At 40.4% G+C, this 12,374-nt stretch carries 12 protein-coding genes; all 12 read right to left on the bottom strand.

Annotation, left to right across the window (positions count from 1 at the left end; translation table 11 throughout):
• Positions 1-103: 103 nt before the first annotated feature.
• Positions 104-1,822 carry a DNA repair protein RecN gene (gene recN / locus ACERJO_RS11070; RefSeq protein WP_373647461.1) on the bottom strand — a complete coding sequence of 573 codons (1,719 nt, stop codon included), beginning with the start codon at positions 1,820-1,822 and terminating at the stop codon, positions 104-106.
• A 13-nt stretch (positions 1,823-1,835) separates the two neighbouring features.
• Entirely contained in the window at positions 1,836-2,285 is a 450-nt protein-coding gene (gene ahrC / locus ACERJO_RS11065; protein ID WP_247106041.1) for a transcriptional regulator AhrC/ArgR, read from the bottom strand.
• Positions 2,286-2,615: 330 nt separating this feature from the next.
• On the bottom strand, positions 2,616-3,440 hold the full coding sequence (locus tag ACERJO_RS11060; protein ID WP_373647459.1) for a TlyA family RNA methyltransferase: 825 nt from the start codon (positions 3,438-3,440) through the stop codon (positions 2,616-2,618).
• Positions 3,441-3,444: 4 nt separating this feature from the next.
• A complete protein-coding gene (gene dxs / locus ACERJO_RS11055; RefSeq protein WP_373647457.1) occupies positions 3,445-5,331 on the bottom strand; it encodes a 1-deoxy-D-xylulose-5-phosphate synthase in 1,887 nt (628 codons plus the stop codon).
• A 10-nt stretch (positions 5,332-5,341) separates the two neighbouring features.
• A complete protein-coding gene (locus ACERJO_RS11050; protein WP_373647456.1) occupies positions 5,342-5,947 on the bottom strand; it encodes a CNNM metal transporter family protein in 606 nt (201 codons plus the stop codon).
• A 680-nt stretch (positions 5,948-6,627) separates the two neighbouring features.
• Complete coding sequence (locus ACERJO_RS11045) at positions 6,628-7,518, bottom strand: polyprenyl synthetase family protein (protein WP_373647482.1); 891 nt, start codon at positions 7,516-7,518, stop codon at positions 6,628-6,630.
• Entirely contained in the window at positions 7,512-7,751 is a 240-nt protein-coding gene (locus ACERJO_RS11040; RefSeq protein ID WP_247106045.1) for an exodeoxyribonuclease VII small subunit, read from the bottom strand. The genes ACERJO_RS11045 and ACERJO_RS11040 overlap by 7 nt, the downstream gene beginning before the upstream one ends.
• Positions 7,732-9,111: an exodeoxyribonuclease VII large subunit gene (xseA, locus tag ACERJO_RS11035; protein ID WP_373647455.1), complete on the bottom strand. Its 1,380-nt coding sequence runs from the start codon at positions 9,109-9,111 to the stop codon at positions 7,732-7,734. Before xseA ends, ACERJO_RS11040 begins: the two co-directional genes overlap by 20 nt.
• Positions 9,112-9,119: 8 nt before the next feature.
• Positions 9,120-9,965 (bottom strand): bifunctional methylenetetrahydrofolate dehydrogenase/methenyltetrahydrofolate cyclohydrolase FolD, encoded by an 846-nt coding sequence (gene folD / locus ACERJO_RS11030; RefSeq protein WP_373647454.1) that lies wholly within the window; start codon positions 9,963-9,965, stop codon positions 9,120-9,122.
• A gap of 3 nt (positions 9,966-9,968) precedes the next feature.
• Complete coding sequence (gene nusB / locus ACERJO_RS11025) at positions 9,969-10,367, bottom strand: transcription antitermination factor NusB (protein WP_247106048.1); 399 nt, start codon at positions 10,365-10,367, stop codon at positions 9,969-9,971.
• A 217-nt stretch (positions 10,368-10,584) separates the two neighbouring features.
• Positions 10,585-10,983 (bottom strand): Asp23/Gls24 family envelope stress response protein, encoded by a 399-nt coding sequence (locus ACERJO_RS11020; protein ID WP_247106049.1) that lies wholly within the window; start codon positions 10,981-10,983, stop codon positions 10,585-10,587.
• A gap of 11 nt (positions 10,984-10,994) precedes the next feature.
• On the bottom strand, positions 10,995-12,365 hold the full coding sequence (accC, locus tag ACERJO_RS11015) for an acetyl-CoA carboxylase biotin carboxylase subunit (RefSeq protein ID WP_247106050.1): 1,371 nt from the start codon (positions 12,363-12,365) through the stop codon (positions 10,995-10,997).
• Positions 12,366-12,374: the final 9 nt, after the last annotated feature.

The raw sequence follows: 12,374 nt of genomic DNA, 5'->3' as shown, positions 1-12,374 counted from the left end.
CACCTCCAAAGATGGCTGTAATACTAATGTTGCCTTGCGACACAACATTTATAACTACAGAAAAAGAAAAAAGCTAACCTAAATTGGTTAGCTTTTGTAATGCTTACACTTTTAACGTTTCAGCAAGCTGTAAAAGCTCATTCGCATGCTGTTTTGTCAAATCTGTCACTTCAACGCCAGAAATCATTCGGGCAATTTCATTTACCTTTTCTTCCTTAGTTAATGCATCCACTGACGTTCTAACACGTTGGTTTTCTTCGTTTTTAGAAATATAAAGGTGAGTATCAGCCATTGCCGCCACTTGTGGTAAATGCGTAATACATAATACTTGTGAGCCCTCGGAAATACGATGAATTTTTTCTGCGATCGCTTGAGCAACCCGTCCACTTACCCCCGTATCAACCTCATCGAAAATGACAGACGTAATCCCTTCCTGATGAGAAAAAATTGATTTAATTGCCAACATAATTCTAGAAATTTCTCCACCTGACGCAACTTTAGCTAATGGTTTCAAAGGCTCTCCGGGATTCGCTGATAAATAAAATTCAATTTCATCCTTTCCACCTTCGTTAAACGATACCGCTTGTCCATCAATAATTGGAGACTCTTTTGTTCCTACACGAGATTGAATCGAAACATCAAATTCTGTTTTTCCCATGTAAAGGGAACGAAGCTGAGAATGTATCGCATCTTTTAATTTATGAGATGCTTCTTTCCTTAGCTTTGTCAACGTGTGAGCTTCAACATATAAATCCTTCCACGTTGCTTCTAAATCGGCTACCAACTCACTTAATCGATCATCTTTATGAACAAGTGAATCAAGCTCCTCTTCAATCTTTGCCGCATACTCCATGATTTCTTCAACAGTTGACCCATACTTCCTCTTCAACTGAGTTAATTCATATAGTCGACTTTCCACAACTTCTAATCTTACTGGGTCAAATTCAATTAGTTCCATCTGATTTCGCAACGTAAAAGCTGCTTCTTCAAGTAAATAAAAGCTATTACTAACATTTTCATGTAATGCAGTGAGCTCCGTATCAATTGTCGCCGCTTCTTCCAAATGAGCCGTTGCATTAGCAAGAAAATCCAAACCGCGATTTTCACCATATAAGCTTTGGTAGCTGTCCTGTAACAGAGAGAAAAGCTTCTCACTATGCTGCAGCTTATGTCGCTCTTCTAATAAACGTTCATCTTCTAACGGTTCTAACTGAGCTTGCTCAATTTCTTTAAGCTGAAATTGATATAAATCCACCTTTTGTGCCATTTCTTGCTCATTCGTACTAAAACGAACAACTTGCTGTTGGAGCTGCAACGCCTTTTTGTATAACTCTTGGTATTCGATCTTCGTTCTCTTCAATGAGATACCTGCATATTCATCTAATAAATGCAAATGATGCTCTGGCTGCATTAAGCTTTGATGCTCATGTTGTCCATGAATGTCAACAAGTGTTTGGCCAATCTCACGTAAAATGGCTATCGTCACCATTTTCCCATTAATACGACAAATACTTTTACCTTGTGCTGTAATATCTCGACGCAAAATAAACATCTGATCTGAGACATCAATTCCAAGATCTTTTGCTTTTTCTACTGCCCTATTGCCCTCTTCAACGTGAAATAACCCTTCAATTTCAGCACGTTTCTCACCATATCGTACATAATCAGCCGATCCACGTCCACCTAGCAATAATCCAATAGCATCAATGATAATCGATTTACCTGCACCTGTTTCACCAGTTATGACCGTTAGCCCTTTTTGAAAAGGAACGGTTAATTGATCAATTATGGCAAAATGTTTGATCGATAGTTCGACTAACACACCTTCACCACCCTTAAAGCATTTCTAAAAATCTTTCCGTCAATGACAAACCTTTTTCCTTCGTCTTGCAAATAATGAGAATAGTATCATCTCCACAAATTGTTCCCATAATTTCAGACCAATCTAAATTATCAATTAAGGCACCGATCGCATTGGCATTCCCTGGTAATGTTTTCATGACAATCAAATTATCTGATCGATCAATACTAACAAAGCTATCCATAAGCGAGCGCTTTAGTTTTTGTAACGGATTAAAACGTTGGTCTGCAGGCAAGCTATATTTATATCGTCCGTCCATCATCGGCACCTTAACGAGATGTAGCTCTTTAATATCTCGAGAAACCGTAGCTTGTGTAACGTTATAACCAGCTTGTCTCAATTGTTCGACTAAATCATCCTGCGTTTCAACTTCACCATTCGTAATAATCTCTCGAATTTTAATATGACGCTGTCCTTTATTCATATCGTTTCACCTATCTCTTTTCATTTCTCACTACTACCATTATCTACATAAACGAACAAGAATACAATAAGAAAAACGCAGTGGTCTCTTTTCTGATTGGAGTGGTGCGCAGCCGTTATAAAGAAGTTGAGCTTTTCTGAAAGTGGGTTCTTCCAGAAGAATGTGTAACGTACTAAGTCGACGCCCACTACAAAGCCGCCTACATCCTCTTTGATTAGCCTTCGATGAATTTTCTCTACTTACCTTTTAATATAAAACACTTCTAAAATCTGATACAAAAAAATTTGTAGCGTCTTTTCTTAATAAAAAAGAAGTGCCTTAGCACCTCTTTCACAGCGATTTCAATTGTTCATGCGCGTGTTCCACAACTTCTTCAACAGAAATCCGATCACAAAGGAGCACGTTACTCATTTCCTCTACAGATTGTAGATGAAGAAGAAATTCAATATTTCCTTCTCCTCCTTTAATAGGAGAGTATTCCAACCCTAAAACGGAGTAGCCTTGCTTAAGAGAAAAGTCAATCATTCGTTTAACGACATCTTCGTGAATACTTGGATCACGAATGATTCCTTTCTTTCCAACTTGCTCACGCCCCGCCTCAAATTGAGGTTTAATGAGCGCCACAACATCACTCCCAGGTAGGAGAAGTGATTTTAACACAGGTAAAATTAACTTAATCGAGATAAACGAAACATCCATACAAGCAAATTGCGGAAGCCCTTTTTGCAAATCCGCGTGTTCTACATAACGAAAATTCGTGCGTTCCATGACGACAACACGCTTATCCTGCCTAAGCTTCCATGATAATTGGTTATAGCCGACATCAATCGCATAAACAGCTTTTGCCCCATTTTGTAAGGCGCAATCGGTAAAGCCTCCTGTTGAAGCTCCAATATCGATGACAAGCTTATCTTGAAGGGAAATCGGAAATACGTGAAGAGCCTTTTCTAATTTAAGCCCTCCCCGACTAACATATGGAATTGGATTTCCCTTTATTTCCAATGTGATCGAGCTATCGATTTTTACTCCTGGCTTATCAATCCTCTCTGTTCCAGAAAAGACGAGTCCAGCCATAATTGCACGCTTCGCCTTTTCCCTTGTTTCAAACAGTCCACGTTCAACAAGTAAAACATCAATACGTTCCTTCTTAGCCATTCACCTACGCCCTTTGTCTACGTTGTGGCAATAACGTTTGTAGTTGGTCAGCAACATTCGCTGAGGTTAAGCCAATCTCCTCAAGTAGCTCATTCACACTTCCATGCTCAATAAATTCATCAGGTATGCCCATCCGTTTCATCGATACCATAAATTGATTTTCTTGGAAAAACTCAAGTACAGCACTTCCAAAACCACCTTGTAATGCTGCCTCTTCAAGAGTAAGCACTGGAATGTTTAATTTTGCAATATCTCGGAGCATATTCTCATCTAACGGTTTAACGGAATTAGCATTAATGAGCTTAACCGAGAGACCTTGTGATTGCAATATACTTACCGCTTCATCAGCAACTGGTATCATCGTTGCAAACGTCAAAATGCAGGCATCTGTCCCTTCACGAAGAACCTCCCATTTTCCAATAGGTAGCTGCTGAAGCTGCTTGTCCATTTTCACACCATAACCATTTCCTCTTGGGTAACGAACTGCAATCGGACCACCGTCATATTGAGTTGCCGTATAGATCATGTGCTGAAGCTCATTTTCATCCTTAGGCATTAAGATTTTCATATTCGGAAGATGACGCAAATAAGCAATATCAAATACACCTTGATGCGTTTCACCATCCGCACCAACTAAGCCAGCTCGATCAATCGCAAATAGAACATTTAAATTTTGACGACATACATCATGCACAAGTTGATCGTAGCCTCGTTGTAGGAATGTCGAGTAAACAGCAAATACAGGCTTCATGCCCTGAGTCGCTAAACCTCCAGCCATTGTCGTAGCATGCTGTTCAGCAATTCCAACATCGAACATACGCTCAGGGAATTCCTTAGCAAATACATCGAGCTTTGTTCCTCCAGGCATTGCCGCAGTTAATGCCACAATTCGCTTATCTACACGAGCGATTGTTTTTAACGTTTCTGCAAACACTCCACTATAGCTTGGTGGTCCAGGCTTTTTTACCACTTCGCCAGATTCAATTTTATATGGGCCTAATCCGTGCCACGTACCTTTTGCATCTAGCTCAGCTGGCTTGTAGCCTTTCCCTTTTTTCGTCAAAACATGAATGAGTACAGGTCCTTTAGTCTTTTTCGCATATTTCATATTCTCAGCCAAGTCCTCTAAGTCATGACCATCAACTGGTCCTAAGTAAGTGAAGCCTAATTCCTCAAAGAAAATACCCGATACTAATAAATATTTCAGGCTATCCTTTACACGTTCAGCTGTTGAAGCAATTTTTCCACCAAAAGCCGGAATCTTCTTGATTAATTGCTCTAGCTCTTCTTTTGCTTTTTTATATTTTCCAGCCGTACGCAGTCTTCCAAGTACATTATGAAGGGCGCCAACGTTCGGCGCAATTGACATTTCATTATCATTTAAGACGACAATTAAATCTGTTTGCTCATGTCCAATATGATTCAGCGCCTCAAGTGCCATTCCACCTGTTAGTGCACCATCACCAATAATGGCAACAACAGATTCATCCGTACCTTTTATATCACGCGCTGTCGCCATTCCCATCGCAGCAGACAAAGAAGTTGAACTATGACCGGTCTCCCAAACGTCATGGTCACTTTCATTACGCTTCGGAAAACCACATAATCCTTTATATTGACGAAGTTGGTCAAATTGACCGGCTCTTCCAGTTAGTATTTTGTGAACATATGCTTGGTGTCCAACATCCCAAATGAACTTGTCTTTAGGGCTTTCAAATAATTGATGGAGAATTAACGTTAGTTCCACAACACCTAAATTCGGCCCCAGATGTCCGCCAGTTACGGATAGTTTTTCAATCAAAAACTGTCTAATATCGTTTGCTAATTGCACAAGCTCTCCGTTCGAATAATGCTTTAATTCGCTTGGGTCTTTAAAGTCCTCTAGATTCATAAAGGAACCCTCACTTTCGAGTCAGTTTATCTTTTTTCTTTTTTCCATTGTTAGAAAATACTTTGATCTTTAATCTTACCTCTAAAACATATAATAATCTACCTACTTGGAAAATAATCGGTGTTGAATAATGAATCGCAAGTGTTTTACCTATCGCTTTGCCACCTACAGTTAAGGCTGCGACTACACTCGTAAATAATACCGAAATCACTAAGTATTGTACTGAAGCATCATGATATCCTAATTGTAAAGCAAATTGTATGACAACATATGCCGAGGCCGTTCCACTAATAATACCAGAAATATCACCGATCACATCATTACAAAAGTTCGCAAATCGGTCGGCATTCCTTGTTATTTGAACCGCTTGCCTCGCCCCTTTTAACCGTTCAGAAGCCATAGCATGAAACGGCTTCTCATCTGCCGCTGTTGCAGCTACACCTATTGTATCAAAGAACACACCTAAAATCACAATAATAAAGACAATCACCATACCGATCGCCCATGTCACTCCGCTTAAAATAAAAGTCGAGATGACTGAAAAAATAGCCGCTAGCACTAAAGTGATAACGGCAATCCATATACTCCAATGTATTGATTTCATAAAATACTTCATTTTAATTGATCGTCACCTTTTGCATCCATTATGTAAGAGAGTGGCCATTTAAAGAGTAAACTCTGTAGCTTAGGTCCAGTAGGATTTCCCACCTCAGTTCCAATGCGTCGCCGCACTGGAGGTTTCCCTTTAAACCGAGATTGACGCTGTCACCAGTCGTCAGACTAGATTACCACTTAGTCTACACTGCAATCCTCTTTAAATGTCGAGCGAACAGTCTAGGAGATTTCCTCAGCAATCCCGTGCCAATCTTTTATCCTCTTTTGCAGAGATGATTTCATATAGGTAAGATCGTCATTGTTGGCCGACAACAACGAATCTCTTGTTCTATAATCCCCTCACTCTCCACTCAAGGCAGGCTACGCTGCAGACGAGTCCCAACTCGCCTTACAGGTTCATACCCAATAACCTTACTCAACAAACATTGAACGGCTTTTTGGGCCTCCACAGTAAAAGGGTCATCGCCCACATGCCTTTGTGGATCGCCCTTTTACCTTTTCTCCCAGCTTAGACCCAAGGCTGGGCGCCTCAAGCCAAAACAAGGAGCTTCATCGATGTGCCCTTTGGCGGATTTTTAGGCCCGCCTTCAAGATTGGAGGACTGACTAGAATACTGCACCACTCTCGTATTAAACTAGTATATCACGTGTCAAGGTAAAAGCTCAATGGAAATGGATGGGCCTAATGATCACGGTTCGCAATATAATCTGTTAACCCAATCAATATAGAATGGTCGATATTTATACCGTATATATATTCTTTCGCTAACGACATATGCTCCGAAAGTTTCTCTTTCGCACCATCTAGTCCTAATAAATTAGGATATGTACTTTTGTTATTATCAACGTCGCTTCCCACTGGCTTGCCAATAACGGAGGCATCACCTTCAACATCCAATAGATCATCCTTGATTTGGAAGATGAGGCCTAATTCTTTTGAAAATTGGCGTAGCAGCTTACAATCATCCTCACTAGCTTCCGCTAAAATGGCACCTGCCATAACTGAGGCTGTTAGTAAATCGCCTGTTTTATGATGATGAATATATACGAGTTCATCAAGGGTTAATGATTGATCCTCACCTGCCATATCAGCTACTTGACCACCCACCATCCCTGCCGGACCAGCTGCACGTGAAATTTCATGAATTAGCTCCACTTTTTGCTTGTCAGTTGCATAGTCTTTATCTAAGGAAGAAAGTAACTGAAAGCTATATGTTAATAATGCATCACCAGCTAAAATGGCTAATGCTTCGCCAAACACTTTGTGATTCGTTGGCTTTCCTCTTCTTAAGTCATCATCATCCATTGCCGGAAGATCATCGTGGACTAACGAATATGTATGAATCATTTCAAGCGCACAAGCAACATCAATCCCTCGTTCGAGCGGAGCACCAAAGCTCTTTAACGTTGCAAACACAAAAGCTGGGCGAACTCTTTTTCCACCGGCATTTAAAGAATAGAGCATGGCCTTCTTCAGTTGTTCAGGTGCTTGTATAGCTTGAATCTGCTTAGGAAGCCGTTTTTCTACAAGTTGTTTACTTTGCTGTAAAAATGCACGTAGAGATGTCACGATGATTCGTCCTCCTGAAAGGCGAGTACTTCGACCTCACCATCCTCATGTAAAATCTGATCCATTTGTTTTTCAACCTTTTCGAGCTTCTCATGACAAAGCTTAGACAAGGTCATGCCCTCTTGAAACATCGCAATCGCTTCCTCCAAAGGTACGTCACCTTGCTCAAGCTTTTCAACAACTACTTCTAGTTCAGACATCGCTTCTTCAAATGTTTTATCCTTTTCCTCTGACATTGCTCTCTTCCTCCTCTAATAACGAGCTCACCTTTACAACGTGACAATGAACATACCCATCCTTCAAGCGGACGTTTAATGCCGAACCTTTTTTAACGCTTTTAACCGTTTTAATTAATGCTTTCTTGTCATCATAGGCCAAGTTATACCCACGTTCCATTAATCTTAACGGACTTAAAAGATGTAATTCATTTATTTTTTGTTCAAAAGGGTTTCGTTTACTCTTTAATAGTTCAATGAGCGATGATTTCAAACGATCTTTTAATCCTTTCTGCTCTTGTATAGCCTTATCTAACTTTCGCTCTGGATGGGCAGAAAGTAGCCTTTGATCGAGCTTGTCTAATAAATGCCCTGGCTCTAACAACCGTGCTGACATTCCTCTTTTTAACTTATCCAAAGCAACATCAAGCTGCTGCTCCTTTTGTTTCACTAACTGTTCGGGATAGCGAAAAGCATACGAATGAACTAAGCGCTCATGACGAGATTTTTCCCGGAAAATGGTGTCGTTCATTCGCTGGAACAGTCGAGTTGATAAGCTTTTCACATGGCGATTTAGCTCATTTACATCCGGTACGGCAAGCTCAGCTGCTCCAGTAGGGGTAGGAGCACGAAGATCAGCTACAAAGTCACTAATCGTATAATCCGTTTCATGACCGACTGCTGAAATAATTGGCACTTGGGCAGAAGCAATTGCCCTTGCCACTCCTTCATCATTAAATGCCCACAGCTCTTCTATCGAACCTCCTCCACGACCTACTATTAACACATCAAAGCAGTTAGCGATATCTACTCGTTCAATCGCATTCTTAATAGAGGTCGGAGCTTGATCACCTTGAACGAGCACTGGTAGTAACGTTACTTGCGCAAGTGGATAGCGCCGTTTTAAAGTCGTCACAATATCACGAATAGCAGCCCCTGTTGGTGAGGTTATTACGGCAATCCGATTCGGGAATCGTGGTAATTCCTTCTTTCTTGATTCAGCAAATAACCCTTCACGTTCTAACAGCTTCTTCAGTTCCTCATATGCAAGGAATAGACTCCCTATTCCATCAGGTTGCATTTCCTTAGCATATAGCTGGTATTGTCCATAAGGCTCATATACATTGATTTCTCCTCGGATTAATACCTTCATTCCGCTTTCTGGTTTAAAGGTAAGAAAGCGGTTATGTCCAGCAAACATGACCGCTTGCACACGAGAATTTTCATCCTTGACCGTAAAGTATAAATGTCCACGACTATGACGCTTCACATTTGAGAGCTCTCCTCTGAGCCACACACTTTGTAAAACAGGATCATATTCAAATTGATTTTTGATGTAGCGTGTTAATTCCGTAATCGTATAAATGGATTCAACGGACATACGTTCACCTATTTCCGCTTTTGTGCAGATTGTATCGTATTTTCTAAGAGCATTGTTATCGTCATCGGCCCAACTCCACCTGGTACAGGTGTAAGATAAGAAGCCTTTTCTTTCACGTCATCAAAATCAACGTCCCCACATAATTTACCATCTACACGATTTATACCGACATCTACGACAACTGCCCCATCTTTAACATCATCAGCTTTAATAAATTTTGGACGACCAACAGCAACAATTAGAATATCTGCTTGAGTCGTTAGCCCTCTCATATCCTTCGTACGTGAATGGCAATATGTAACGGTTGCATTCTCATTTAATAGTAATTGTCCGACTGGTTTTCCAACAATATTGCTACGCCCAACAACAACAACATGCTGACCCTCAAGTTGCAATTTAGCCTCTTTCATCATCTCTACGACACCATAAGGGGTACAAGGCAAAAACGTATCCTCACCTGTCATCATTTTCCCAATACTAATTGGATGAAACCCGTCTACATCTTTTTCTGGAGCAATCCTTTCAATGACAGCCTGTTCTGTAATATGTTTAGGTAATGGTAGTTGGACCAGAATCCCATCAATAGCCGGGTCATTGTTTAGTAGATCGATCTCTTGAAGTAATTCTATCTCAGAAATACTTTCAGGACGTTCAATGAGCCTAGAATAAATACCGACATCAGCACAGGCTTTTTGTTTTGCCCTTACATATGTTTGCGATGCTGGATTTTCACCAATTAGAATAACCGCTAGTCCTGGAGTTACGTTTTGTTCAACTAAACCTTTAACTTTTGCTTTCATTTGTTCCCTTTTTTTAGCAGCTAACTCTTTACCATTTAATAGTTGTGCAGTCATCATTTACTCCCCCTTAATCGTTTCAAGCGCTTTTGAAAGGACACCATTCACAAATTTCCCAGATTCGTCCCCTCCAAATGCTTTCGCAAGCTCAATTCCTTCATTTAAAGTCACGTTGACAGGAATATCATCTATGTATTTCATTTCATATACCATCATCCGTACAATAGCACGATCGACGAGCCCCATTCGACTAATGGTCCAGCCTTGTAAGCTGTTCATAATAATCTCATCAATCTTAGCAATTTGTGTACTTGTCCCATTCACAAGCTCAAGAAAAAATTCACTTGGTTTTTCTTCTTCACCCACAACGCTTTCAATCGCTTGTTCCGTATCACTTTTTGCTAGATCCATTTGGTACAAAGCTTGTGCTGCTCGTAACCTTGCTACTCTTCGATTCATTTGTTTGACTCCTTTTACCGTAAACTTGCAGTTTGTTATGTTGATAGCATACCATGTTTTCTTTTCGAAGAACAACGTCTTTTACGCTTATATGCGAATTTTATCCATTGATGAACATGCAGCAATTATACTACTATTCCCTTATACCTCGTTCCAATTAAATAAGAAAAGAAGACAGCCTTAATCAATCTTCAAGGCTGTCTTACTTCTACTTCTATTATAGCTCATCTTGGTTTGCTTCAACCGTTTCAAACTGCACACCAACAACATGTACATTGACAGCTTGAACATCAATTGCTGTCATCGTTTGAAGTGCTTGCTTCACATTCGATTGAATCAAGTTCGCCACATCAGGTACGGATACACCATATGTAATGACGACCGATACATCGATTGTAATTCCTTCTTCTTCGAGTTCAACCTTAACCCCTTTACCGTGATTCTTTCGTCCGAGCTTTTCAGCTACACCTGTAGCAAAATTCCCTCGCATCGTTGCTACACCATCTACCTCAGAAGCAGCGATTCCAGCAATGACCTCAATCACTTCAGGAGAAATCTCAACCTTACCAAGCTCTGATTTTTGCTCTTCTAATTCCAAACTAGGATTTTCATTCATATTCTTCCCTCCTATTTATTTAATGATATAGCCATGACATCATGCTCTTCTAGAAATTTAGTATTAAAGTGCCCCGAAACAAACGTCTCATGCTGAAGTAATCGTAAATGGAAAGGAATGGTCGTTTCGACACCAGGCCCTTCAACTTCGAATTCTTCTAAAGCGCGAATCATTTTTGCAATAGCCTCTTCTCTCGTCGCACCATGTGTAATGACTTTCGCAATCATTGAATCATAATAAGGAGTAATCATGTAATCAGGGTAAGCGGCAGAATCAACACGTACCCCAAGTCCACCTGGAGCTAAATATTGGTTAATTCGACCAGGTGCAGGCATGAAGTTCTTTGCCGGGTTTTCGGCATTAATCCGACATTCAATCGACCAGCCTTGGAATGTAACATCCTCTTGCTTATACGTTAATTGTTCGCCACTCGCAACCCGGATTTGCTCCTTAATTAAATCAATTCCTGTTACCATCTCTGTCACCGGGTGCTCAACTTGAATACGTGTATTCATTTCCATAAAATAAAAATCGCCACTATTATGGTCATAAATAAATTCAACCGTTCCTGCCCCCGCATATTGAACAGCTTTAGCTGCGTTCACTGCAGCTTCTCCCATTTCTCTCCTTTTACTTTCGGAAATAGCCGGCGACGGTGTTTCTTCAAGTAACTTCTGTAGTCTACGTTGAATACTACAATCACGCTCTCCTAAATGGATTGTATTACCATGTAAATCAGCTAATACTTGAATTTCAACATGACGGAAATCCTCGATGTATTTTTCTATATAAATACCTGGATTTCCAAAGTTAGTAGCTGCTTCCTGCTGAGTAATGTTCATTCCTTTTTTCAATTCTTCTGGTGTACGTGCAACGCGAATTCCTTTACCGCCACCACCAGCGGTTGCTTTAATAATAACAGGAAAGCCGATCTCATTTGCCACCTTCAAGCCGTCTTCAACAGTTTCAACAATTCCATTTGAACCAGGAACAATTGGAACACCAGCTTTTTCCATTGTCTTACGTGCAACATCTTTTGTTCCCATTTGACTAATCGCATTAGGACTTGGACCTATAAATGTTATATTACACGCTGCACAAATTTCAGCAAAATCAGCATTTTCAGCTAAAAATCCATACCCTGGATGAATCGCATCTGTTTCCGTTAACGTCGCCACACTCATAATATTCGTTACATTTAAATAGCTTTGATTTGCTGCGGTCGGACCAATACAATAAGCCTCATCTGCTAAGCGTACGTGTAACGAATCTTTGTCCGCTTCCGAATAAACAGCGACTGTTTCAATATTCATTTCCCGACAAGCGCGGATGATTCTGACCGCAATCTCCCCTCGATTGGCAATTAAAACTTTTCTAATCATCTGTTCTCT

The organism is Halalkalibacter sp. AB-rgal2 (assembly GCF_041821005.1).
Taxonomy (GTDB): domain Bacteria; phylum Bacillota; class Bacilli; order Bacillales; family Bacillaceae_D; genus Halalkalibacter.
The sequence above is the reverse complement of the archived record's forward strand: the minus strand, read 5'-3'. Positions and strand labels throughout refer to the sequence as shown.